At 44.3% G+C, this 24,613-nt stretch carries 25 protein-coding genes and 1 pseudogene; 13 read left to right on the top strand and 13 right to left on the bottom strand.

Going from position 1 to position 24,613, the window contains the following annotated elements:
- Positions 1 to 68: 68 nt before the first annotated feature.
- From C7Y66_RS01400 to C7Y66_RS01395, 3 genes are read right to left on the bottom strand one after another with little or no spacing between them, the layout of a single operon-like run.
- Positions 69 to 1,376, bottom strand: coding sequence for a TldD/PmbA family protein (locus C7Y66_RS01400; protein ID WP_199197186.1), 1,308 nt, complete (start codon positions 1,374 to 1,376; stop codon positions 69 to 71).
- The gene (locus C7Y66_RS31545; protein WP_181246458.1) at positions 1,373 to 1,567 is read right to left on the bottom strand and encodes a hypothetical protein; all 195 of its coding nucleotides are present in this window, start codon (positions 1,565 to 1,567) and stop codon (positions 1,373 to 1,375) included. The genes C7Y66_RS01400 and C7Y66_RS31545 overlap by 4 nt, the downstream gene beginning before the upstream one ends.
- Positions 1,568 to 2,431, bottom strand: a complete 864-nt coding sequence (locus C7Y66_RS01395; protein ID WP_106544199.1) for a Tab2/Atab2 family RNA-binding protein — start codon at positions 2,429 to 2,431, stop codon at positions 1,568 to 1,570.
- Positions 2,432 to 2,845: 414 nt separating this feature from the next.
- Here C7Y66_RS01395 and C7Y66_RS30830 point away from each other — a divergent pair, with 414 nt between their 5' ends.
- Together C7Y66_RS30830 and C7Y66_RS01390 are read left to right on the top strand one after the other, a co-directional pair.
- A complete protein-coding gene (locus C7Y66_RS30830) occupies positions 2,846 to 2,989 on the top strand; it encodes a hypothetical protein (protein WP_158265845.1) in 144 nt (47 codons plus the stop codon).
- Positions 2,990 to 3,141: 152 nt separating this feature from the next.
- Entirely contained in the window at positions 3,142 to 3,441 is a 300-nt protein-coding gene (locus tag C7Y66_RS01390; RefSeq protein WP_015154889.1) for a ferredoxin, read from the top strand.
- 29 nt (positions 3,442 to 3,470) lie between these two features.
- On the opposite strand, the gene C7Y66_RS01385 is transcribed toward C7Y66_RS01390, so the two are convergent.
- Positions 3,471 to 5,171, bottom strand: coding sequence for a SpoIID/LytB domain-containing protein (locus tag C7Y66_RS01385; protein WP_106544198.1), 1,701 nt, complete (start codon positions 5,169 to 5,171; stop codon positions 3,471 to 3,473).
- 158 nt (positions 5,172 to 5,329) lie between these two features.
- Here C7Y66_RS01385 and C7Y66_RS01380 point away from each other — a divergent pair, with 158 nt between their 5' ends.
- From C7Y66_RS01380 to C7Y66_RS01360, 5 genes are all read left to right on the top strand, one after another.
- A complete protein-coding gene (locus C7Y66_RS01380; protein WP_015154887.1) occupies positions 5,330 to 5,593 on the top strand; it encodes a ParB N-terminal domain-containing protein in 264 nt (87 codons plus the stop codon).
- 165 nt (positions 5,594 to 5,758) lie between these two features.
- Positions 5,759 to 6,325 (top strand): DNA starvation/stationary phase protection protein Dps, encoded by a 567-nt coding sequence (gene dps, locus C7Y66_RS01375; protein WP_015154886.1) that lies wholly within the window; start codon positions 5,759 to 5,761, stop codon positions 6,323 to 6,325.
- Positions 6,326 to 6,403: 78 nt separating this feature from the next.
- Positions 6,404 to 7,114 (top strand): helix-turn-helix domain-containing protein, encoded by a 711-nt coding sequence (locus C7Y66_RS01370; protein ID WP_199197185.1) that lies wholly within the window; start codon positions 6,404 to 6,406, stop codon positions 7,112 to 7,114.
- Positions 7,115 to 7,121: 7 nt separating this feature from the next.
- Positions 7,122 to 7,250, top strand: coding sequence for a hypothetical protein (locus C7Y66_RS32775; protein WP_106544196.1), 129 nt, complete (start codon positions 7,122 to 7,124; stop codon positions 7,248 to 7,250).
- 184 nt (positions 7,251 to 7,434) lie between these two features.
- A complete protein-coding gene (locus C7Y66_RS01360; RefSeq protein WP_015154884.1) occupies positions 7,435 to 7,971 on the top strand; it encodes a Dps family protein in 537 nt (178 codons plus the stop codon).
- A gap of 121 nt (positions 7,972 to 8,092) precedes the next feature.
- Here the strand turns inward: C7Y66_RS01360 and C7Y66_RS01355 are convergent, their stop codons facing one another.
- From C7Y66_RS01355 to C7Y66_RS01345, 4 genes are all read right to left on the bottom strand, one after another.
- On the bottom strand, positions 8,093 to 8,890 hold the full coding sequence (locus C7Y66_RS01355; RefSeq protein ID WP_106544195.1) for a hypothetical protein: 798 nt from the start codon (positions 8,888 to 8,890) through the stop codon (positions 8,093 to 8,095).
- Between the two features lie 140 nt (positions 8,891 to 9,030).
- The gene (locus tag C7Y66_RS01350; RefSeq protein WP_106544194.1) at positions 9,031 to 10,059 is read right to left on the bottom strand and encodes a zinc-binding dehydrogenase; all 1,029 of its coding nucleotides are present in this window, start codon (positions 10,057 to 10,059) and stop codon (positions 9,031 to 9,033) included.
- 168 nt (positions 10,060 to 10,227) lie between these two features.
- Complete coding sequence (locus C7Y66_RS31540) at positions 10,228 to 10,401, bottom strand: hypothetical protein (protein WP_199197184.1); 174 nt, start codon at positions 10,399 to 10,401, stop codon at positions 10,228 to 10,230.
- A 33-nt stretch (positions 10,402 to 10,434) separates the two neighbouring features.
- A complete protein-coding gene (locus C7Y66_RS01345) occupies positions 10,435 to 11,505 on the bottom strand; it encodes a glycosyltransferase family 4 protein (protein ID WP_106544193.1) in 1,071 nt (356 codons plus the stop codon).
- Positions 11,506 to 11,847: 342 nt separating this feature from the next.
- Here C7Y66_RS01345 and C7Y66_RS01340 point away from each other — a divergent pair, with 342 nt between their 5' ends.
- A complete protein-coding gene (locus C7Y66_RS01340) occupies positions 11,848 to 12,267 on the top strand; it encodes a hypothetical protein (protein WP_199197183.1) in 420 nt (139 codons plus the stop codon).
- Between the two features lie 51 nt (positions 12,268 to 12,318).
- Here the strand turns inward: C7Y66_RS01340 and hemW are convergent, their stop codons facing one another.
- Complete coding sequence (hemW, locus tag C7Y66_RS01335; protein ID WP_106544192.1) at positions 12,319 to 13,623, bottom strand: radical SAM family heme chaperone HemW; 1,305 nt, start codon at positions 13,621 to 13,623, stop codon at positions 12,319 to 12,321.
- A 682-nt stretch (positions 13,624 to 14,305) separates the two neighbouring features.
- Between hemW and C7Y66_RS01330 the strand changes: the two genes are divergently transcribed.
- From C7Y66_RS01330 to C7Y66_RS01310, 4 genes are all read left to right on the top strand, one after another.
- On the top strand, positions 14,306 to 15,385 hold the full coding sequence (locus C7Y66_RS01330) for a PIN/TRAM domain-containing protein (protein ID WP_015154876.1): 1,080 nt from the start codon (positions 14,306 to 14,308) through the stop codon (positions 15,383 to 15,385).
- A gap of 345 nt (positions 15,386 to 15,730) precedes the next feature.
- Complete coding sequence (locus tag C7Y66_RS01320; RefSeq protein WP_106544191.1) at positions 15,731 to 17,314, top strand: apoptosis inducing factor family protein; 1,584 nt, start codon at positions 15,731 to 15,733, stop codon at positions 17,312 to 17,314.
- A gap of 42 nt (positions 17,315 to 17,356) precedes the next feature.
- On the top strand, positions 17,357 to 18,667 hold the full coding sequence (locus tag C7Y66_RS01315; protein ID WP_106544190.1) for an MFS transporter: 1,311 nt from the start codon (positions 17,357 to 17,359) through the stop codon (positions 18,665 to 18,667).
- Between the two features lie 117 nt (positions 18,668 to 18,784).
- Positions 18,785 to 19,501, top strand: coding sequence for an SAM-dependent methyltransferase (locus C7Y66_RS01310; RefSeq protein ID WP_106544189.1), 717 nt, complete (start codon positions 18,785 to 18,787; stop codon positions 19,499 to 19,501).
- A 56-nt stretch (positions 19,502 to 19,557) separates the two neighbouring features.
- Here C7Y66_RS01310 and C7Y66_RS01305 read toward each other — a convergent pair whose 3' ends face one another.
- Complete coding sequence (locus C7Y66_RS01305) at positions 19,558 to 20,649, bottom strand: iron-containing redox enzyme family protein (RefSeq protein WP_106544188.1); 1,092 nt, start codon at positions 20,647 to 20,649, stop codon at positions 19,558 to 19,560.
- A gap of 147 nt (positions 20,650 to 20,796) precedes the next feature.
- Complete coding sequence (locus tag C7Y66_RS01300; protein ID WP_015154871.1) at positions 20,797 to 21,543, bottom strand: trans-aconitate 2-methyltransferase; 747 nt, start codon at positions 21,541 to 21,543, stop codon at positions 20,797 to 20,799.
- A gap of 319 nt (positions 21,544 to 21,862) precedes the next feature.
- On the opposite strand from C7Y66_RS01300, the gene C7Y66_RS01295 reads away from it, so the two are divergent.
- Positions 21,863 to 23,206: a glycosyltransferase family 2 protein gene (locus C7Y66_RS01295; RefSeq protein WP_106544187.1), complete on the top strand. Its 1,344-nt coding sequence runs from the start codon at positions 21,863 to 21,865 to the stop codon at positions 23,204 to 23,206.
- 74 nt (positions 23,207 to 23,280) lie between these two features.
- Here the strand turns inward: C7Y66_RS01295 and C7Y66_RS01290 are convergent.
- Together C7Y66_RS01290 and arsB are read right to left on the bottom strand one after the other, a co-directional pair.
- A pseudogene (locus C7Y66_RS01290) lies at positions 23,281 to 23,370 on the bottom strand (ArsC family transcriptional regulator); the annotation flags it as partial.
- A 68-nt stretch (positions 23,371 to 23,438) separates the two neighbouring features.
- Entirely contained in the window at positions 23,439 to 24,581 is a 1,143-nt protein-coding gene (arsB, locus tag C7Y66_RS01285; RefSeq protein WP_015154866.1) for an ACR3 family arsenite efflux transporter, read from the bottom strand.
- Between the last annotated feature and the right edge of the window lie 32 nt (positions 24,582 to 24,613).

Here is a 24,613-nt window from a genome sequence, read left to right as displayed (position 1 = left end):
GATACGCATAAGCGGTCATTTGTCATTTGTCATTTGTGAATATTAGCCGATCTGGTCACTGGTCACTGTCAACCCCTTCCCGTCACTGACAACCCTTCTAAAATCAGGGATGGAGTGTAACACGAACCGTTCCAATCGGCATCGCTACCGAGGGCAACTAGCTGTTTGACGGCGCTGTAGATGTTACCTGCAACCATCGTGTCTTTGACGCGACCGATAATTTGACCGTTTTTGACTCGATAGCCGAGATCGATATTGATTGAAAAATCACCCGAAATACTACCGCCACCACCTAACATTTGATCTACAATCAGTCCGTCGTCTAATAAGTTAATCAAATCTGACAAAGGTTTCGTACCAGGTTCTATTAATAAATTAAATAATCCAGGTGTCGGATAGCTACCTAAGCCTGGGCGAAAACCGTTTCCGGTGGTAGTAGTGCCTAACTGTCTACCTGTGGTGCGATCGCAATAAAAATTTTGTAGAACTCCATTTTGAACGAATACGCGGTGTTGGGTAGGAGTCCCTTCATCGTCAAACGGACAGCTAAATGGTCCTGCTTCTGGGTCTTGATATATCGTCAAAGCTTTAGCCATCACGGACTGACCAAGGCGTTCTGCCCAAGGGGAAGCTGTTTCTAGGACTCGCTTACCATTCAAAGCCGCTTGTATCGTTCCCCATAACATATCAGCCGCCTTGGAGGTAAATAAAACTGGAATACGCCCTGTGGAGGGCGCAACATTTGCCTTTGCCCAAGCCAGCCGTTGTAAGATTTGTCGGACTACTTCCTCTGGTTGGAGGCGATCGCGCTGAGTTTGTCCGTCAGATACGCTTAAAAAATCGTCACCTCGTACCCACTCTGCTGATAAGTAACAACTGAGTGTCGTATCGGTGTAGTGGCAATCTAGCCCCAGGGAATTGACCAAGCGGGTTGTCTCCATTTCACAATCCCACTCAGCACTCACCATGACTTCAGGAAAAGCATCGCGGATTTGGGCGATCGCCTCTTTTCCCCAATCGATCAGCTGTTCGACTGCGATCGGTTGCCCTACATTGGGATAGATCGTCTGGGAGTGACTACCAAGTTCGATCGGTTCGGGTTCGTTGAGTTCGCTCAGAGCAAGGGCTGAACCGACTAGCGCCTCAGGTGATACAGAACCGTAAGCAACTGCTAGCCCTGGACGACCATCGCGCCACAAGCGCAAAGCTGTCCCCTCTGTCTGGGCGCTTTCTAGTTGCTTGAGGCGGTTAGCTTCAAAAAAGACAGGTCGAGATTGAGATCGCGCCTGATACACTTCCGCTGCCTCTGCCCCACATTTAGCAGCTAGCTCCAACAGTCGTTCTGCTAAGTTATCTTTTTGTAATTCGTAATTCATAATTCTAGGGAGTCGGGAGTCGGGAGTCGGGAGTCGGGAAAGAGAGTGGTACGTGGTGAGTGGTGCGCTCTGGAAGGGGTGTGGGGTGTAGGGTGTAGGGTGTGGAGTTGGTGGTATTCTCTCCCTTGTCTCCCTTGTCTCCCTTGTCTCCCTTGTCTCCCTTGTCTCCCTTGTCTCCCTTGTCCCCTCAATTACGGTATAGAGACTTCTTGTAACAGCCAAAAACCGGCGAACGACTCGGTTTGTGGGTTAGACTGCACGGCAATAAAATGTACGCCATTAGCTTGTTGCTTAGCGCTGACAAAAGCTTGAGCTTCTGCTACAGTTTGCGGATTCTTAAGATTAGCCAAGATCCAACTCTCGCTAGCACCAGTTTCTAGCAGCAATCGTGCTACTGGACTAGTTTCCACCCTGATAAAAGCTAATTCGAGTCCAGACATCCATCCCGCTAGCGGTAAGGCTCTTTCTGAGAAAATCAACAGCCCTGGAATTGTTGTTTCTGGTGATAAACCCACCATCTGTAAAGGAAATGCCTCTCCAAAAGCAATTTCCCACTCATCCATATCAGCCAAAGCCGTTGCTTCCAGATTCACAAACGCCCACTGCTGTCCGGTTAGCGCATCTGGTAAGCGCTGTGGTGGAGATGATTCCATCTTGACAGATGGATTTGGTGTAGGTTGATATCCCGGCTCTTGCGGATAAACTTCATCCATCCGTTCTTTTAGCAATTGTAGTAGCGCCAGAGTGCGGCGACTTGGTTGGGCTGGAATGCCCAAATCTTTACAAGCTTTGGTAATCATATTATTCATCTGGCGACGGAAAAAGCGAAACTTCGTAGGTGCAGTTCCAGCTTTTGCCATTGCCTCTTGTAATGCCGTCCGCAACCAAGCAGAATTCACTTGGGTGCTGGGACAATACTGGGCATACCGAAACAGGCGAGTGGGATTGGTGCGCGTATCCAAAGGACTCTCGCACACCACAACCTCCCAAACTTTCTTTTGGTTCTCATCCAAGATTGGACGGGAGTAGAAATCTATCTCCCAAATGCTACCCATGAACTATCATTACGATTTCTTTACTTCACCTAACATCAACATACACGTTTTCTGACACTTATTAGTCAGTAGTGAGTGGTGAGTCAGCGATCGGCGACCAGTTATTAGTAATTTCTCCTCTGTCCCTATACACCTAAAGCCCCTCTGCTCTCTTTCCTCTACTCCCTACTCCCTACTCCCTACTCCCTGTTAACTGATACAGAATTGATTATTAAAAAAATATTAACTATAAGAGTGCTTTATATATTTAGGAATGAGTCGTCTTTATTTATAAGCATTACTTATTAGTTTGCAACAACTAAATTCCTTTACTAATCAGGCTTGGATCGGCGTTACAAGCGAGAATTTTTCTCGTAGTATCAGAGATGTGATCGAATAAACGCGGCAAAGCTGTTTAGCAGCAACCCGTACTGTTTGACGCATCCCAAAGCTAGATTTTGGGATATTCAACGAGTTCCTTGCCTTGGTGAGGAGCAGGTGCGGTCGTGCCAAATTTCAGGTCGCGAACGCGATCTCTTAGGGCATGGGAGCGACCAACGCATGGTTGCTGAAAAGTGATAGAAGGAGACGTTTCGTCTCGACTTTCTGTCCGCCCACGCTCAGACTAAAGAGCTGCGATCTTCCTCCCGCGATCGCCAATTTGGAGGGCGACTCGTTGAGAGGACAGGGATACCTTATTTTATCCTGCCGTCTATAAAGAGGACAACTAAATGGCAACTTACAAAGTCACATTAATCAACGAGGCAGAAGGGCTAAATACCACGATTGATGTGGATGACGATACCTATATTCTGGACGCAGCTGAAGAAGCTGGGTTAGATTTACCATATTCCTGTCGTGCTGGTGCTTGCTCTACCTGTGCGGGCAAAATGGTCTCTGGAACTGTAGACCAGTCCGACCAATCTTTCTTGGATGACGATCAGATCGAAGGCGGCTACGTACTAACCTGCGTAGCGTATCCTACTTCTGACTGTACGATTGAAACACACAAAGAAGAAGAACTTTACTAAGTTTGTAAGGGCAAGGCAATGCCTTGCCCTTACTCTATTCTCCACTCCCTAATTTGTGTCCCAGGATAGTAAAAGTTGAGGATGCGATCGCTCTTCCACCCCTGTTTAGCCAAACCACTTGCACCTGTTTGGCTAAGACCAACTCCATGTCCTAAGCCACCACCGACAAAAGCATAGCCTTGGAGGGCATTTTCTCCTTTGGTTTGGTCGTGTAAGGGTTCTAAATAAAATAGAGTGCTTCTCGGTGCAGAAAAAGCACTGCGAATTTCATCTTTTTCTAGAAAAATATTACCGCGATCGGTTTGGACGGCGAGTTTGATAATTCTACCTCCAGGCGATCGCTGCGCCACTTGTATTTGCTGAATGCTGCTGAAGTTAGCCAGCGGACTGCGATTCTTGGTTAAAAATTTCTGCAAGTCTTGGGTAAGTTGCTCGATACTGCTTTCTCTGCGCCAGCGAAACAGCCGCGTTCCCGCTTCGTTGAATCCTCGCTGCATGTTGATAAAACGTTGAAAGTTGTTTTCATCGGCAAGGCTCTGACGCGATAAATTCCAAACGCTGTACGCGGAATCTACCAAAGATTTTAGATAAGGTTTATCTGAGCCATTCCAAACATCGCTAAAAACAGCCGTTACTCCACCTGTTGTAGAAGAATAGAGTGCGTCAACTAACTCGTTGTTATAAGTTAGCACCTTATTTCTAGTTGCTAAAATTGCTCTGTCTGCATTACGATCGGTATCTTTTAAGCCCACATAAACTTGACAATGAGTATCGGCGCTCAGTTCGTACCCGTCGATCGCAAAACGGCGCAAATTCCGTAAGGCATACGTTCGAGCAATAATGGTTTGCGCTTCGATCGCGGCGTAAGGTACATTTCTGCCAATTTCGTGGGGTACGACTCCCCGTAAATAGGTTTCAAGAGGCACGTCGTTGACTAAGGTATAAGTCCCGTAGGCATTCGGTTGCAGTTGCAATTTTCCGGCAAAGGGAATTCCATATTTGTCTTCTTTGCCTTGGCGAACTTGGATTAAATTTTTATTCGCACTCACTTCCAGGCGATCGCTACTATAACGATTACCGTTGACTTCCCAACTTACAATCGGCACTTGCTGCAAAATGCGGCTGTCTAAATGTGCAGTTTTCTTACCTTGAAGTTGAACGCTACTGAGCAACATGCGACGCAGAAACGGTGTGTTGTAAACTTGGCGTTTTGCCCACACTTGCCATTGTTCCGGCTGAGCAATTTCTGTCTCAATCCCTAAGGCACGCCATTGCTTTGCCGCATCTTCCGCAGTCTCAAAGCTACGATGAGTGCTAAGAACTACCCGCTCTTGCAATACGGGTGTTACTAAAGTTTGCATCTGCACTACTAATTTGACATTGTTGGTGCTGAGCTGAGTTTCCTGCGGTCGCACTGTTTTATTTTGAGTTTGAGTTCGGCTGCTAAATTTGAGCTGGAGGCGATCGCCTGGTGTTGCTTGCAGCGTCAATTCATCTGTCAGTTCATCTCCAAAGCGCTGCACCACGCCAACTTTGAGTTGTGTCTCCTCACCCCGCGCTGCCAAAGTTGCAGTAGCCAATCCCAGCCAGCAGGCGATCGTCAGTACGCCGTAGAAGAGAGCTGAGGGAGCTGAGGGAGAACTTGAATATATTCTTTTAACTTTCAACTTTTGACCTTTGACTTTTGACCTTTGACTTTTAACTTTTGACTTAAAAATATTTCTTTCCATTGGTATAAACGTGTAGGTGCGATGTCTGATAAGGCTAACCTAGTTTCTCCATCAAATTTATCTCTCTTTAGTTAAGTTGCAGCAGAAGTGCAAATATATGTTGCATAATAAAGTCATAACGAGTATGATTTAGGAAGAGGTGATGCAAAGCGATAGACATGACAAAAGTACAAGAGATTCCCTTGAATCAGATTCGGCGACCTTTGCCACGGGAGAACGACCAGCAGAAGGTTAAAGCACTGATGGAGTCAATTCAAGAGATCGGACAGCAAGAGCCAATTGACGTACTGGAAGTGGAAGGACAATACTACGGTTTCTCTGGCTGCCATCGCTACGAAGCTTGTCAGCGTTTGGGGAAAGAAACAATCCTTGCCAGAGTGCGCAAGGCTCCCCGTGCAGTTCTGAAGATGCACATGGCTTAGTAAGGGAGCAGGGAGTAGGGAGCAGAGAGCAGTGAAGAGTAGTTAGTGAAATACTCCCGATCGCTAAATGCTGAACGAGAAATTAAAAATTGAATTGTGAAGTACCTTCCTAGAGCAATATCGCTCTAAGCTAAGAAAATCGAGTAAACCACTGAGTAGAGGCATATGAGTACCAATTATCAACAACATCAACGTCGCTTATACCCCACTCGCATCGATCTTCCGACCGACACTCGCTTGCAAGTGGTAGAGCTACTTAATCAAACCCTGGCTGCTACCACCGATTTGAAAACTCAGTTGAAGCAGGCACACTGGAACGTGAAGGGGACAGATTTCTTTCAACTGCACGAATTATTTGATGAGATTGCTACTGAGGTTGAAGGATATATCGACCTGTTTGCCGAAAGGATTACAGCTCTTGGTGGCTATGCAGTAGGAACAACTCGCGCTGCTGCCCAGTTTTCGATATTGCCAGAGTATCCTTACGAGATCAACAGTGGAGAAGATCACGTTGCAGCTTTAGCAGACCGCTTAGCAATCTATGGCAAGCACCTACGAGAAGCGATCGATAAAACTGGGGAAGTCAACGACGCAGACACCAACGATATGTACGTAGAAGTCTCCCGTACTATCGATATGCGGTTGTGGTTCCTAGAAGCACATTTGCAACCAACTGGACGGTTGACAGAACAAGATGGAGCTGCCATGAAACAGCCAGTTGCCGTTAAATAATTTGTAGGGGCGGGTTTTTTTGGAGACCCCTGTACTAGAGTCAATAATTCTGCAATTAAATCCGCCCGTACGGGAGCCATGAGTGGCATAATCGCATATAGCCGATCGCTTACCCATTGCTCAAAATTGATTCAACATCAACTCTCGTCAAGTCAAGATTACACCCATGCGTTGCAGCAAATGATGCAGCGGATGGGTGTTTCCAGTTATAAGACACTTTCCCAACAAGCAAGGGTATCTGAAAAACAAATTCGCAAGCTGCGGCGGGGAGAGATCGAGCAAATGCGGGTAGATGTTTTACTCAAGCTCAGTCAAGCGTTAGGGGTATCATTGTGGGAGCTAATTGCTACTTTCTCGGCGATCGCGCCTAATGTTAAAGTAGCACCCAATGAGAATTCACCACCAATTGCCGAATTAAAAAGAGAATACGATCGCTTGCAAGCAGAACTAGCCAAACAAAAACAGGAACTTAGAAAAGAATTTCAATTAGCCAGTTTACAGGCGATCGAATCTTGGTTGTTGCAATGGCCCACAGCCGCTCAAAAAGCTAAGGAAAACCCAGATTTAGCAGCAGTCAAACTGTTACCATTGGTAAAACCAATCGAGCAATTATTGCAACAATGGGATGTAGAAGCGATCGCGCCTGTTGGGGCTGAAGTAAAATACGATCCCCAACTACATCAACTACTATCAGGTAGCGCCCAGTCAGGTGAAACAGTCATCGTGCGTTACACGGGCTATCGCCAAGGTGAAAAGCTGCTCTATCGAGCCAAGGTCAACCCAATGTAAGGAGTGAGTGAGGGGCAAGGGGGACAAGGGAGACAAGGGAGACAAGGGAGACAAGGGAGACAAGGGGGACAAGGGGGACAAGGGAGACAAGGGAGACAAGGGAGACAAGGGAGAAACTATAGCCACTAGCCACTAGTCACTAGCCACTTACTACACCCTTTCTTCACGCTCTTACTGACAACTGATAACTGATAACTGTTCCTAAGTAGCTCAAAGCCTTATCAGAAGGACGATTACATAATCTCCCCTATGGCTGATGCCCAGACTGGGGTTAATTTGTTGCACTAGAAGAGGAGTAAGAGAGCAGACAATAATACATTATGCGTAAGCTAAACATCGGTTTATCTGAAGAACAACGCACAGGCGTAATCGAATTGTTGAACAAAGATCTAGCGAATTCCTATTTGCTACTGATCAAAACTAAAAAATTCCATTGGGATGTTGTTGGTCCACAGTTCCGTTCTCTGCATGAATTATGGGAAGAACAATATCAAACCTTAACCGAAACCATTGATTCTGTGGCTGAACGAGTTCGTGCCTTAGGTGGCTTTCCTGTAGGTACAGCAAAAGGCTTTGTAGAGTATGCTTCTATCCAAGAGCAAGCTGATAATGTACCCCTAGCAACTGAAATGGTAGCTCAGTTGGTAGACGATCATGAGCTAATCATTCGTAATCTGCGCGAACATATCGACAAATGTTCTGAAGAGTTTCATGACGAAGGTACGGCTGACTTCTTGACTGGTTTGATGGAAGGTCACGAAGAAATGGCTTGGATGCTACGTTCCTTCATTGAAGGTGAAGCACTGCAAGCAGATGGTAAGAAGTCGGAATTAGATAAAGTTCCTGCTATGCGTTAGTTGGATTTAGCTATAGTTTGTGAGTAAAAAAGGCAACAGATAGACTCTGTTGCCTTTTGTGTTAGGGCGAATTGAATTCGTGGCAATACAAATAAGGTGGGCGTTGCCCGCCCTACAGTTTTTAGATTCGATGGGTGAATAAATCTTTACTCTTGGTCGATCGCTGGGTGCGAAAACTTACGTTAACTCCTTCGTTAGATTGCTCCATTAATAGTAAAGGCGTAGGTTTTGCTTTTTGATCCCAGTGGATATATACCAATCTTCCTTGAATGGTCGGTTGCCAGTTGTCGTGGTCTTCAGCAGGGCTGAGATAAGTTTCAATACAATCAATAATATCTTTAACTGTGGCAGAAGTTGTTTGAATTGGTAATTTTGCTAAGCGAATTTGCACGCGAAATAAAACGCATTTATTTTTTTGAATTGTGGCTCCAGTTTCATATTCCACTTCGACAATCTCATCGACTTGCTTTCCCCCACTACTACCAGCAATTCCTACAACTCCTGCATTGTTATTAGCGGGACGCAGGGCTTGAGAGATTTTATCTTTGATCTTGGCTTTAATTTGACTGATGATGGCAAAATGGAACACCTCTTCCGCCATCCGCATTCGTAAATAATCGAGATTGAGTTCGCGAGAATTAATTAAATCTGGGTTTTCCTCAATTCTCCGAATAGTTTCTAGAGCTAGCTTTAATTGTTTTTGTGTCTCTTGAGTGCGGAATTGTTCCATTCTCACTTTTTTTTCTAGCTGCTGGAATTTCAGCTTGCCATAAATAGCTAAACCGACTAGTAAGATGAAAAGTCCGCCAGAAGCAGATGCCCAAAGAACGGGAAACTCAGCAGGTGGAGGTGATATAGCTTGAGTTTTTATAGATTTTGGCTTAACTGATGCTTGAGCGAAAAGCAGTGGGAGTGACATTTTAGGCGATCGCAAGAACTTGATTCCTATTTCTTAGGATGCCCAAAATCAGTTGTTAGTTATCAGTGACTAGTGACTCGTGGCTGGTGGCTAGAAAGGAGTCAAGCCACTGGTTCCATCAGCCACTAGCCGCTCACGACTCACTTAGGATAAATTGCAACTTTGATAACTTGCCGTTGCTGCATATCGTGAAATACTTGTTCTAGGTCTTGTAGCGGACGGCGATCGCTAATGAGTAACTCGAAGGGAATTTCTCGACTGGCGAGTAGGGCTAAGGCGGCGCGGACGTATTTTGGTGTGTTGTGAAATACGCCTTTAAGTGTAAGTTCGCTGTAGTGCAGTTGTTCCGTATCTACGGTAATTGTGGTATCTCTGGGACAACCCCCGAAAAGATTGACTGTCGCCCCAGGTCTCGCGCAGGCGATCGCAGTTTCCCAAACGCTGGGGATTCCGGTAGCTTCTATAACGACATCTGCGCCCCATCCATCTGTTTGTGCTTTGACTACGGCGGGAACATCTGCTAGTTGACGGTAGTTGTAAGTTTGGGCTGCACCGAATTTTTCCCCGATTTGCAATCGGCGATCGCGTCCGCCAAACAACATTACCTGTACCGATTGCTGGGCTAAGACTGCAACAAACATTAACCCAATCGCTCCATCACCCAACACGACGACGCGATCGCCTGTTTTTACGTTCGACCTAGCAATTCCGTGCAGCACGCAAGCCAAAGGTTCTGTCAGCGCCGCTAATTCATCCGGTAAGGTAGGAGGAATTGCTAGAAGATTGTGTTGGACAATTGGGGCGGGAATTTTCAGGTATTGCGCAAATGTACCGTTATTCCAAGTTAAGTTGAGACACAGGGAATATTCTTGTCGTTGACAGAAAAAGCATTTCATGCATGGGGCGGAATTATTCGTAACAACGCGATCGCCCACTTGCCAATTCTTGACCTCTGCACCTACCTCGACAATTCGTCCAGCTGCCTCATGTCCGAACAAAGTTGGTGGTTTGAGCATTTTGGCATGTCCGCCCCGTCGCCATACCTTGAGGTCTGTCCCGCAGGTTGTTGCTGCTGTGACTTCTAATATGACCTCTCCCGTTTCTGGGTTAGGTTCGGCGACTTGTTCTAAACGCAAGTCTTCTCGACCATATAGCACCGCAGCTAGCATTTTTTCTTGTTTGTAACTTCTGCGGTTGATTGTATCAAAGAGTCGGGAATCGGTAGGGGCGGGTTTGGAAACCCGCCCGTACGGGAGTCGGGAGTGGGTAATTGGTAATTGGTAGTTGGTAGTTGCCCCTCTACTCCCCTGCTTCCTTGTCCGCCTCGTCTTCTGACTCTAACTCATCACTTCTACCTTCTCAGAAATATTAGTTTCTACGGGAGTTCGTTCGACCCCCAAAATGGGGATTTCTTGCCGACAGTGAGTGCAAAACCAGTAAACTTTTCCATATCGGATGTGCCGTAGTAAAGTATTATCGCAACACGGACAAGCTTGAGTTTTCCTATTCATACTTGGTTATCTCCGGATCAAAAAGAAAAATATTTATGAAAGAGCAAGATTCTGAGAGAGAATGCGCCCATTTTGAGCAATGCGGTTAGTGAGTAATTCTTGATAAGCTGCTTCGTAACCATCTACCATTTGGGCGATCCCAAAGTGCTGCTCTACATATTCTCGGCAAGTCTGGCGGTTGAGTTCTAAAGCTTGAGGTATGGCAGCAACCATTTCTTCAATAGTGTTACAAATAAATCCAGACTTCCCAGGAGCAATCACCTCTGGTACAGAACCTCTATTCAAACCAATGACTGGCGTGCCTGTTGCCATCGACTCTACCATAACTAAGCCAAATGGTTCGTCCCAGGTAATCGGAAATAGAGTTACAGATGCATTGCCAAGTAATTCGATTTTTTGAGCGCGATTAACTTCTCCAATATATTCAATATGCTTACCATCAATTTGTGGCGCAATTTCTCGTTCAAAAAAGGAGCGATCGCTAGCATCAATTTTGCCTGCAATCTTCAGCGGTAAACCTGTCTGCTTAGCAACTGCGATCGCGTGGTGCGGTCCTTTTTCTGGTGACAGTCGCCCTAGAAAAGCAAGATAAGATGGTTCTTGGGGTTGGGCAAAGAAAGAATACTTTTCGACATCAATCCCGTTATATACAGTTCGCAAATAATTGAGATCTAATTGCCTTTGGGCATTGCTAATACTGATATATGGTTGTTTGTGATATAGCTGAAAGAGTTTGCTATTTTCTGGCGTAAAGTTACCGTGTAGCGTGTGGATAGTTGGTGTTTTGACTCGGGAAGCAATTGCCAACACTGCCAAGCCTATGTGAGAGTGGATCAGATCGAATTCTGCCGCTCTTTCATAAACTTGACTGATTTCCAACATCTCATAGACTGTATAGTCTTTGATTTCTGGATCTAAACGGATAGCACGAGGACATACTGCTTCTAAGCAAGCCAAAGTTTGAGAGTCGCCAGAAGCAAATAATGTTACCTCATGACCGCGACGTACTAATTCGTCAGTCAACTGACTCACAACTAATTCTGTACCCCCGTAGGTAAGCGGTGGTACTCTCTCCCACAAAGGCGCAACTTGAGCAATTTTCATAGTTAATTGCGATCGCTGAGTAGTAAGATAGAAAAAAGTGGTATGAAATGATGAATTTTCCAGCCAGCGCAAGTATTAGTACTTAGCATGGTTAATTTTTACATACCATGAAAAACGGAATGCGAACAACCAAACTGGGCTTGTTTTTTTGGTAAAGTTCACTACAAGTCTAGGATTCTAATTTAAGTCTTACTAACGTGTAGAGCCATCTATCCACGGGATCATCTGTATGTCTACCTCACAGCAATTGTGGGTAGAGAGGAAATCGTAATTTCACACCTAATTCGCTCTAAAAATTCCCCGCAATAGTTAAAATAAGCTACCTCTATTTAGAGCAAGACAGTGAGAAAAAAGTGGCGATCGCATCCAATTTTTGTATCTTTGTGCGTTTGTTTGGGATTTGCTACCGAAGCATGGGCAGATCAATGCGCTTACGTTAGTAAAGAACAAGCTTTAGCAGCAGTTTCTAGATTGCAAGTCGGTCAAACTATATATCAGTTATGCGAACCTTGTGGCGATCGCATTCCCAACCAAATCGCGATCCAAGATTTAGCAGCTGCAACGACAGGCAGTCAAGATTTCTGGGAGGTGAGAGTCAACGGCGCGAATGTTGACTTGGCATATATTTTTGTAGATAACGAAGCTGCCAATCAAAAAATCAACTTAGCTGTAGCGGTTGGCTGTCCGGCTAGAGATGTGAGTGTTGTCTTACCAGAAAAAAAACCCAGTCGTCGTCCCGCGCCGCAAAGGAGTGACTGGTAAATCAGCGACCAGTGACCAGTGACCAGTTACCAACAACCAACAACCATTAACTCATTCCAACTTCTCAAATAAATCTGCTAAAACAACGTTGGAAAATAGAAATCCTTGCGGATCGGTTAACCGTAACCGCCAATCGCCTACGAGGTTCTCGCCGTAAAACATGTTGCCAATGACTTTGTTCCAGCCTTTGGCATAAAAAGGTTGGGCGATCGCCCCTGTCATTGCTATCCAGCCTTGTTGTTGATACGGTTGCAAGCAAGTCCAAATTTGTTGTATCTTGTCATCTCCAAATTGAGATAATGCAGATAAACTGACTCCCTCTTTCAACCTTAAGCCCAACATTAGAATATCTAGTAAAACTTCCTCCGGTGGAGTTTGAGGACAATCTAACACTCCTCCAGCGGCAATAAAATCTTTTACCCAGTCAGAGTATTCTTTAGTTTTACGAGGACGGGTAAATCTTTGATTGTTGGTGTAGCTGGCTGCACCCATACCAAAACCGTAGTAGGGGCGGTTTTCCCAATAAGTTCGATTGTGACGACATTGATAATTCGGCTGGGCGTAGTTAGAAATTTCGTAGTGTTCGTATCCAGCCTTTGTCAGAGTTTGCTGGGCAAGACAATACATTTGCACTGTCAGTTCGTCTGAAGGCAATGGACTTGCCCCCGATTGATAGTAGCGTCCGAAAACTGTTCCCGGCTCAATGGTCAAGTCGTAAATTGAAATATGATTGGGTGCGATCGCTACTGCTTTTTCTAACGATTCTTGCCACTGTGCTAGAGTTTGACGCGGCAATCCAGAAATCAAATCGAGGCTGAAATTTTGTACTTGAGCTTGACGAAATAATTCTATAGCTTGCCAAATATCATTTACATCGTGCGATCGCCCGCAAGCTTGCAACAATTCTGACTGAAATGCTTGTACGCCCAGACTGAAGCGATTTACCCCAGCCGATAAGTATGCTTGGAGTTGGGCGAGGGTAAACGTACCTGGATCGATCTCCATTGAAATTTCTGCTTGAGGAGAGATCCCAAATTGACGTTCGAGCCTTGCTAAAATTTGCCCTAGCTGACTGCTTGATAATAATGAAGGCGTACCACCACCAAAAAAAATTGTTTCTAAAGATTTTCCTAAAGCTGGTGTCGCTGCAATCTCCTCAGACAAAATCTGCACGTAATGAGAAATCGTACCAGATGTCTCACCCCGCAAGCGATCCCCCACAACGGAAATTGGAAAATCGCAATAGTAGCAGCGCCGCCGACAGAATGGGATATGTATGTAGGCTGCACTGGGAATACCTGAATGCGCTAATTCTAAAGTTAAGTTTCGTGGAGTCAGATTTAATCTGGTAGTCACGGTAAAAAGTTGCGATCGCAAAACAACAGAAATGAATAAATTCTTTTGATTTTGATAGTGTCTTTTTGCTTTACTAGTTGACTTCGCTAGTAAGAATCATACCAAAAATGGGTAGCTCCATATACTAAATCTCTATAGTTTTTAGGGTAAAAGAACTCGAATCGCAGCTAGAATCTTGTCTTTAGGGATATCTAAGAATTCCTGTTTCTGTTACTCAGATTGACCTAAAATATCGGTAAGTTTACGCTTGAGACTGCCAGTAGGAATCGATAACTTGAAATTTGTCAATAAATGTTTACAAAAGAGAATAGAAAATCGGAGAGAAGGGAGATATGAAGAATGAATTTAAAAACTATAGTTATAGATTTAAAGCTCGGTAATCTAAAAAAAATTCTGCCAAAAGGAAGAGAACCACAGATATTGACACAGAAAAAAATAGACTCGAACTACATTTTCGCTCCATTCTGTCTCCTGTCTTCCTTGTCTCCTGTCTCCTGCTAAACAAACTATTTTTTAACAATCTTCTTGTTAAGAGTAGTATTAACCGTCGCGATCGGACAGCACCTCATAACCTCAAGGTTATATCATAGAGCCAGTATCGATAAATTGCTGATTCTCATACCAACCCAGACAGGGGAATCCAAGCAATGGAGTTTAACCCCAATTCAATTGGACTTAACCAATGCTGGACGCAATCATAATTATTACATTCATCATAGCAGGAGCCGGAATCGGCTTCTACAGCATAGAGCTGTTGCCAGAAACCGTGCAGCGGCAAGTTACCAATCTCGATGCGCTACGATTAGTCATCGCTGTTTTTGCGGCGATGATTGGTGGTGGAGTCGGACTGAGTTTTCAAACAACCTATCGCCGTCTCGAAACCAAAGTTCGAGAGATGCCAGTTGACGTTTTATTAACACGCGCAATTGGCATGGTGCTGGGGCTATTAATCGCCAACTTAATGCTAGCCCCCCTCTTTCTACTACCGATTCCCCAAGATTTTAGCTTTATCAAGCCCCTAGTAGCGGTTTTGGGTAGCGTCCTTTTCGCTTTTACAGGGATTAATCTGGCTGACATCCACGGACGGACGTTCTTACGGTTGATCAATCCCAATTCAGTTGAGACGATGTTAGTCGCAGAGGGAACGCTAAAACCTGCGGCAACTAAGGTTTTGGATACGAGTTGTATTATCGACGGTCGAATCGAAACGCTGTTAGCTACCGGATTTTTAGAAGGGCAAATTCTCGTTCCACAGTTCGTCATTCAAGAATTACAACAACTAGCAGATGGGGCAAAAGACCTCAAACGATTGCGGGGTAGGAGGGGGTTAGAGATTCTCAACCGCATCCAAGCAAGTTATCCAGAACGCATTGCCATCCATTCGACTGACTACGAAGATGTGCCTACAGTAGATGCTAAGTTAGTACGGTTCGTGCAGGAGATCAACGGTACTCTTTTGACCAACGACTACAACTTGTCTCAGGTAGCGAGTTTACAGAAAATACCCGTGTTAAATCTCAATGATTTAGTACAATCCCTGCGTCCGAGTTATTTGCCAGGAGACAACATCGACTTAAAGATTCTCAAGGAAGGCAAAGAACCAAGTCAAGGTATAGGCTACCTAGAGGACGGGACGATGGTAGTTGTCGAGGATGGTAGTAGCTATATTGGTGGCGAATTGCGCGTTGTTGTCACGAGTGCTTTACAAACCTCGGCGGGAAGAATGATCTTCGCCAAACCACAAGCATCAGCTTATGCTTAATGGTTACAGGAAGTAAAACGGGGAATATGGGGCGCAAGCTTCGGATAAAATTCTGCGATCGGTGTGGGCAACCCGCACCGATTTTGTTTCGGATACAATACGACGAGTCGGCAACTTGGGTTTTCGTTTGCGAGAGTTGTTGGGCTATCGTGAGTCAAGATAACCCTTTTTACCGCTATGGTGGCACTTGGAAAGCACAAAAAAGGAATTAAACGTGTAGAGACGTTACATGTAACGTCTCTACATGATTTCCTTCTCTAGGGGGTGTGAAGGCAGGTCAATCGCTCGATAACCTACGGTAGGGATGCGATCGCTCCTGTAATTTCCATCTATTTCTGTGTAACCATGCCGCAGTTGGAAGCCATCGTTGCGAATATCAACGATTTGCAAAATGGGGAAATGCGACAAGTCTCTGTGGGTGAGACTGATGTATTGTTGGTACGTCTAGCAGATAAGTATTACGCTCTGGGGGCATATTGTACCCACTACCAAGCACCGCTAGCAGAAGGGGTATTGTGCGACAACCATGTTGTTTGTCCCTGGCACAATGCATACTTCGATTTGACGACAGGCGAACAGCAAGAACCTCCAGGCTTAGATTCTCTACAAAAATATGAAGTCAAAATAGAAGGCGATCGCATTATTGTTAGTATTCCAGAAAATGCTGCTGGGCGCAGGCAGCCGAATCTGGCTGAGTATAACCCTGAAGATAAACGCACGTTTGTCATTTTAGGTGCAGGGGCAGCAGGGGCGCACGCCGCCGAGACATTAAGAGTGGCGGGTTATCAGGGACGAATCGTGATGGTGACGCAGGATGACCGATTACCATACGATCGCACTTGGTTGAGTAAGGATTACTTGACGGGTAAAGTGACTCAAGATGATATGCCACTGCGATCGGCTCAATTTTACCAAGATTGCCACATTGAAGTTTGGCTGAATAAACAGGTAGTGCAAGTTGATGTTAGTAGTAAATCGATCTCATTTGCCGATGGCGAGTCGCTGCAATATGATGCCTTACTGTTAGCCACAGGTGGTAAGCCACGCCAACTTAACGTTCCTGGTAGCGACTTGCAAAATATCTTTACCGTCCGCAGCTTTGCCGATACCGATCGCATTTTAGCGGCAGCAGGTAATGCAAAACGGGCTGTCGTTATCGGGTCTAGTTTTATTGGCATGGAAGCCGCTTCTGGATTAACTCAGCGGGGTTTAGACGTGACGGTAGTATCCCCCTCTACGTTGCCTTTTGAGAAGATTCTAGGGGCGGAAATTGGCAAGCTATTTCAACAAGTTCATGAGGAAAACGGCGTACAGTTCCATCTGGGGAGAAAAGCGACTCAGATTGAGGGCGATGGCAAAGTTGAAGCCGTAGTGTTAGATAATGGCGATCGCTTGGATGCCGATCTCGTTGTAGTAGGAATTGGGGTTCAACCTGCAACTGAATTTTTGCAAGGGTTGGAGTTACACCCGAAGGATGGAAGCGTCCAAGTCAACGAGTATTTGCAAGCTGCTGATGGCGTTTATGCTGCGGGTGACATTGCCAGATATCCAGATTGGCGGACGGGAGAACCCACGCGGATCGAACATTGGCGGGTTGCGGCACAACACGGGCGCATTGCTGCTTACAATATGGCAGGACAGCAGGTGAAGTATCGTGGCGTACCGATTTTTTGGACGATGCAATTTCAGTTTCCCTTACGATATGTCGGACACGCGGAACAATGGGATGAAATTATCTTTCAGGGTGACTTACAGCAACGGGAGTTTCTGGCATTTTACGTCCAGGGCGATCGCGTTTTAGCTGCTGCGGCAAGTCAAAGGGATACGGAGGCTGCTGCAATTGTAGAATTGATGCGCTTGGATCGAATGCCTGCGCCAGATGAATTGCGTCGTCCCGATTTAGATTTGGTGGGAATATTGAAATTGTAGGATTTGACTTTATAACTTTTAACTTGTGACTTGCTTATAGGGATGAAAATTTCTTCCCCCAACTCCCGACTCCCGACTCCCGACTCCCGTTTTCATAGTCGAGTGTCTTCCCCTTGGCTATTTGTCCCGACACTATATTTTGCCGAGGGTGTTCCTTACGTCATCATTAATAATGTTTCTGTAATTTTCTACAAGCAATTAGGTGTAGATAATACCCAGATTGCTTTTTGGACGAGTTTTTTATATTTGCCTTGGGTATTAAAGATGTTTTGGGGACCAATTGTAGATGGTTACGCCACTAAAAGAAAGTGGACGATCTACACTCAATTGGGTATGACTATCTGTTTATTAAGTTTAGCTTACTCGTTTCAAGTTTCCAACTTCTTTTTAGTTTCTCTACTAATTTTAGGAATTGGAGCATTCATTTCAGCCACACATGATATTGCTGCTGACGGTTTTTATATGTTAGCTCTCGAACGAGATGCACAAGCATTTTTTGTTGGTATTCGCTCGACATTTTACAGATTTGCCACAATTTTTGCTGCTGGAATCGTTGTCTTTTTGGCAGGACAATTAGAGCTGGAATTGGAAGATATTGCTTTAAGTTGGACGATCGCGATCGCGCTATCGTCTGTCATTTTTGCTGCGCTCGTTATTTTTCACTGGTTTCTTTTACCTATCCCTACTAATGATATAGAGCAAAAAGTCTCAGTTAAGACAATTTTTAGCTTTTACACTCAAACTGTTCGGTCTTACTTTAATCAATCAAAAATTCTGGCAGTTCTGGCTTTTATTCTCTTTTACAGATTTGGAGAGGGAATGTTAGTAAAAATATCTGCTCCTTTTTTGTTGGATGAAACCGCAGTTGGAGGACTAGGGCTTTCTACTTCAGATGTCGGATTAGCTTACGGAACTATCGGAACTTTTGCTTTGGTGTTAGGTGGGGTAATTGGTGGCATATTAATCGCTGAATTCGAGCTTAAAAAAATAATTTGGTGGATGGCGATCGCTCTCAATTTACCTAACTTATTTTATGTTTATATGGCTTACACTCAGCCTGCAATTACATTAGTTTATGTATTAGTAGCTATAGAACAATTTGGTTATGGATTGGGAATGGCAGCCTATAGCGTTTATTTAATTTATATTGCCAAGGAAGAATACAAAACCTCTCATTTTGCTATTTCTACAGGCATTATGGCTTTAGGAATGATGTTACCTGGATTCATCAGCGGCTATCTTCAACAAGTTTTAGGCTATCCCATGTTTTTTATTTTGGTCTGCTTGCTAGCGATCCCAGGGATATTCACCCTTTATTTTATTCCTCTAGATTTAGAAAATTGTGATAAATAATACTTAAAAAAATCAATCTAAAAATAAATTAGTAGTCTGGGCTATGACTCTTGAGACGGATGTTGATAAAAATGTTCGTAGATTACTGTTTTTATAGTCATCGTCGTATAGAGTTACATGCTTACCTCACCCCAAGCCCTCAATCATATTTTCTTTTGTCCAGAAGAGTCTAATTTTTATTCACATTGTGTAGAAACTTTGGTTTTAAATAATTGTTCTAATTCAGAATCGATAATAGAATTTGGTTCTGGCGATGGTAGCCCTGTAATTCAGTCACTACTAAGAACAAATTTCAACGGAATTGTACATGGATTTGAGTTAAACAATTTAGCTTGTCAAGAGGCAAATTCAAAGGTTGAAGCATACGAACTCAGCGACAAGTATAAAATAGATAATCGCTGCTTTTTTGATGCCGCGAAACCACAGGCTAAATATTTGATTTCAAACCCACCTTATTTACCAGCACTGGATAACAAACTTTTGCAGCCTTTATTACATGGCGGGTTAGAAGGAATTACAATTACTCAAAAGCTGTTGACGTTAAATTACGAAAACGTCTTGGTTATGATTTCTAGTTATTCTAATCCTATTGGATTAATTAACTATGCGATCGCCCAAGGATACTCTGTTAGCAATTTCATGATTTCGCCTCTAAAGTTTGGCTATTATAGCTCCGAGCAAAAAGTTAAAAACAGAATTCAAGAGCTACAAAAGGATAACAGAGCGTTTTGTTCGGAAAATATCTATCTTTTAGCAGGTGTTTTATTTACCAAAAAACGTAGTTGCAAAGTCGATTTATCTACAGAATTTTCTCAGTTGATAACTTGTTTGTAATTGTCAAGATATCTCGGAGATCCCCCCAACCCCCCTTAAAAAGGGGGGCTTTTTTATCATCCCATTTGCTCTGCTTCCCGCACCGATCGCGCTACAGCTGCACCTGCGCGATCGCTCAAAAACTTTTGCTGGTCGTAGCCTAATACCATTTCCCATGCATCATCAGGATACTGAGATATGAGTGGTAAGGCAACATCATCTAACATCCAGCGTCCGTGCAATTCATCTACCTTGATATGCAAATCCCAATAGCTCATGGCGTTTGCTGATAGTCCCAATCGTTTGCCAGCAGCGCGATAGCTGCGAAATCCTGCTGGTACGGAAAGCTCTCCGTAAAGCAATCCGCCGATGTAACGCAGAAAATAGCGCTTGCGTTCGGTAAGCAAGAAACTATGATTGATAATTGCTAATATCTCCCAAGGTACGAGATCGAAATATGCCTCTGGTTGAGTTTGCATTCCCAGTGCCTCAAGCATTGTCGTAAAGTGGGAAGAGTGCTTGCGTGCCAAGCGACCACCACCGTATTCTTCTACGAGCAATCTTGTCAATACAGAATGTACCTCATTCGCAACGCCTCCCAGAGTGCGGGATAGCTGGCTTGCTTCTACTAATCCATCTAGAGAAGCGATCGCCAACAGACGACGGTAGCCTGCTTCACCGACGCGATCGCGAAAGTACCGAGCATCGTCAGACAATGGTGGTTCGAGATCGACAGCAACGCGATCGAGCAGTGCTTGTCTGATATCTATGCCTTGAAACGCAGCGAGATCGAATTGTCTCAGTTCCCACTGCTGCCAAACTTCCTCAATTCGATCGCGGATCTGACTCAAGTAAGGCGATCGCTCGTTAGTATAGCGCCGCAAATCGTCGTACCAAAATAGTTTTAGCCGATTGATGCGATAAAGTACGCGCTGGAGAAACAGATGTGCTGCATCATCGCTAGATCCTTGCGAATAAGCCGCCTCAATTGCCGTGGCGATCGCTTTTTCAAACTCAGTCGCAATTTGAGGCTGTGCAGTTAGCTTTCGATCTAGATCTTCCATTTCTAGCAGTTGAATAAACTGCTGTGCCTGTTCATAGTATTGAGTGGCTGTTAGCGTTGGCGTAATCTTTGGCTCAGCGCTTGAGGTTACGATGTCGCTGTGCATTTATCTGCTTTATCCTTGAGATAACTACTAATAATCTTCAGTCATCGTTACTGCACGATACATCTACCATTGGTTATTTAATGAGTAGGGGCGCACATCTGTGCGCCCGTACATAGAGTATTGAAATAACCAATTACCCATTACCCATTACCCATTAGCTGAAGCAATAAACGTCCAAGCCGCCATATACGTTCCAGCATAATTGTTGGCATAATCTGCATTGCTATCTGGCACAAACCAGTCAGGGATTTGCTTCTGCTGCCGAACTCGTTCATCCAACCCGATTTGGAGAGAGATATTTTCGTAGACAATTTTTGCCTTTGCCGCATTCAGCATATCTTCTACTAACTTTTGCAACCATTCGGCTCGAACAAACAGATTGTGCGATGGATGATTGCCATAGGCAAAAGGCACAATAATAACCAAATATCCCTTTTCGCTTGTCAACTGACTCAAACAAAATTGAATCAGTTCTCGATCGTCTTTTTTCTCCAAAGTTTCTTTATCAACATTGTGGAATAGTAGCCCAGCTAGTACTACTGCATCAAACTTCTTATTTTCTGAAGCAAGTTCCGGTAGTAATATTGATAAATCTTTGGCAATGAATTGCTTGTTAGGATATAGGCTTAAACATTGTTCGATCGCTGCTTCACTATGATCGACTCCAACATATTCACAACGCTCTGGTAAATATTTACTCAAAGCTGCATTGCCACATCCTAAATCTAGTACGGAAAATGACTGTTGCTGAAAAGCTTCATTGAGAAACCAAACTGAAGGGGCATACCGCGTAGCATTTTCAGGAGCCTCAAAGTAAGAATAATAGTCATCTTGAAAACGTTCTTCTTCAGAGGTCTTCCGGTCGGGTGGTAACTCTTTCCTCAATAATGCCATTGATACGCCCTAATTCACTTTAAATATTTATCTAGCAATTCAATTTATCAGTACGAAAAACATGCTACCTATCCTCAGTTGGATAGACTAAGTTATGTATTGAAGGTCACATAGACTTGAAACTCTTATATTCGAGCTCTTTTGTCTCCATCTCCTTTTACGTCATTTTTCAAGCAGATTTCGACTGAATAGCCTATGTGACTTTAAAGTCATATCCATTTTAGGAGTTACTTTAATAGCGATAATCAACCACTGGACAGATTTCATTTTCCTGATTCAAGTAGCAAAATTAACAAGTAACAAAGTTTTACAAATCGTGATGAATTGGACTGACACGCCGAGGCGTGTTTTTCAGCATGGCAAAAAGAATTGGCTCGATCGCGAAGCATCATCCTATCAAAGTTGGTTGTTCGAGCGATTTCATCAGCCTTTAGTTACAACTCCGCCACTACCTCAGTGCGAAGTTTGCGTTATCGTTCCCGTGCGTAATGAAGCCGAGAATTTAGAGAGTACGCTCTTGGCTTTGTACAATCAGCTCGATTTAACTGGAAAGTCGCTCGATCGCAATCGCTATGAGATCGTGCTGCTAGCAAATAATTGCAGTGATGAATCAGCTGCGATCGCCCGTAATTTTGCGACTACTCATCCAGATCTGGTTCTACACGTAGATGAAAAAACCTTCCCTGCGGCTGAGGCTTACATCGGTCGAGTGCGTCAAGTCTTGATGGATGAAGCTTATCGTCGTCTGAGTTCTATTGGTGGTAAAAGACGAGTCATTGCCTCTACAGATGGGGATTCGCGAGTTACGCCGACTTGGATCGCTGCTATCTTAGACGAAATTGCCAACGGTGCTGATGCTGTAGGCGGACGAATTATTACAGATCGTGAGGGTCGCACGGCTTTAGATCCTTATACAAGAGCCTGCCATCTGCGCGAAGTCGGTTATCGCTTTCTGATTGCCGAGTTAGAAGCTTATCTAGACTCCGATCCAACCGATCTCATCCCCCGCCATTTTCAACACTACGGGGCGAGCCTTGCTGTCACAGTTGAGATGTACGCTCAAGCAGGAGGAATGCAACCAGTCCGCACTCCTGAAGATGTAGCGTTCTACCAAGCACTATTGCGAGTCAATGCCCGTTTTCGTCATAGTACCCGCGTGCGCGTCTTCACGTCAGCTCGGACTACAGGACGCACAGATGTAGGATTGGCAAACCAACTGAGCAAATGGGTGGAAATGGGGCGATCGCAGCAACAATTTCTGGTAGAGTCGGCGGCTGAAGTCGAAGCTCGATTTGAGTGGCGACATCAGTTAAGAGTTTTGTGGTGGAGTTATCTTTGTGACTATCAGCCAACTCATAATGCGATCGCTTTATTAGCAAATGCTTTAGGTGTGAACTGGTTGTGGTTAATGTCAGAGTTAGCTCAACCTCAGACATTCGGTTTACTTTGGGAAAAGGTAGAACAGCGTCAGCAAACAGAGGGATTCTGGAGGCAGCGCTGGCAACTTGTGCCAATTCAGGAAGCAATCTCAGCACTGCGCATTCGCTTAGAGAAATTGCGTCACCAGCGAAGAAAGGTAAAAGTTGAAAGTCAAAAGTCAAAAGTCAAAAAAGTAAGTTTTAGCACAGATACCGCTTTTAGCTACTACCATAAAATCAGTTAAATCTGAGACAATCTATGATTTGAGATTTTGGCTTGGGAAAATTTGTCTACTTAGATAGAAAGCTAATTTGGCTGAATTTTTCCCGCGCTCAGTTGTCGCGCAAAACCCTCTGCCATCTGGGAACGACGAGAGTTGTTTTTACAGACAAACATGACTCTTTTCATAAGTCAAAAGTTAAAAGTTAAAAGTCAAAAAAAATAAGTCAATTCGGAGAGACTCGCTCGGATTTATTTCACTTAAAAGCACTGACACAACGCGGATCGCGCAGGGAAGCTTTTTCTGGTTCGCGAGGAAACCAAGCTGCTGTACGCTTGCAAATTTCTACTAGCATCAGCATGACTGGGACTTCGATTAAGACTCCCACCACAGTAGCCAAAGCAGCGCCAGAATTTAAACCGAATAACATCACCGCAGTCGCGATCGCCACTTCAAAATGATTGCTGGCTCCAATCAATGCCGCAGGTGCAGCATCTTCATAAGCAAGTTTGAGTTTTAATGCTGCTACGTAGGAAATTAGAAAAATAAAATTCGTCTGAATAAACAGCGGTACAGCAATTAAAACGATATGTATAGGATTGTTGACAATTAGCTCACCTTTGAAAGCAAATAAAAGCACGAGAGTCAATAAAAGTGCAGCGATCGCAACAGGACTGAGATATTTTAAAAATCGCCGTTCAAACCACTCTCTACCCTTATGTTTCAGTATCCAGTAACGACTGTACATTCCCGCAGCTAAGGGCAAGCCAACATAAATCAGCACTGATAGGACGATAGTTTCCCAAGGTACGCTGAGATCGTTTGCTGCTAACAACCATCTTCCCAACGGCGCATATAAAAACAGCATGGCTAGAGAATTTACTGCTACCATCACCAGCGTATGTCCTTGGTTGCCGTAGGAGAGATAACCCCACATCAACACCATTGCCGTACAAGGGGCTATACCTAGTAAAATTGCCCCAGCAATATACGAATTCGCCAACACAATTTCGCTACCTCGGATAATTTCCGTACCAGATAGCAAAGGACGAAATAACCATCCCAGAAAAAATTGAGCGAATACAACCATCGTGAACGGCTTAATTAACCAATTCACAACTAAGGTGAGAATGACAGGTTTGGGCGATCGAATTGCGTTTGTTGCCTGAGTGAAGTCGATCTTCACCATAATTGGATACATCATGAAAAAGAGGCAAATAGCGATCGGAATTGACACCTGATAAATGCTCATGGCATCAAGAGCCACTGCTATGCCCGGAAACAACCTACCTAATAAAATTCCAGCAACAATACACAAGAAAACCCAGACAGTCAGGTATTTCTCAAAAAAACTCAGACGGTTGACAATTGGCTTTGATGCAGAACTGTTAATACTCATTGTTGCTTTAACAAAATCACTGCTTCTTGGGG

The sequence above is a fragment of the Chroococcidiopsis sp. CCALA 051 genome (assembly GCF_003015105.1).
Classification (GTDB): Bacteria; Cyanobacteriota; Cyanobacteriia; order Cyanobacteriales; family Chroococcidiopsidaceae; genus Chroococcidiopsis; species Chroococcidiopsis thermalis.
This window is presented reverse-complemented; position numbering and strand designations above follow the sequence as displayed.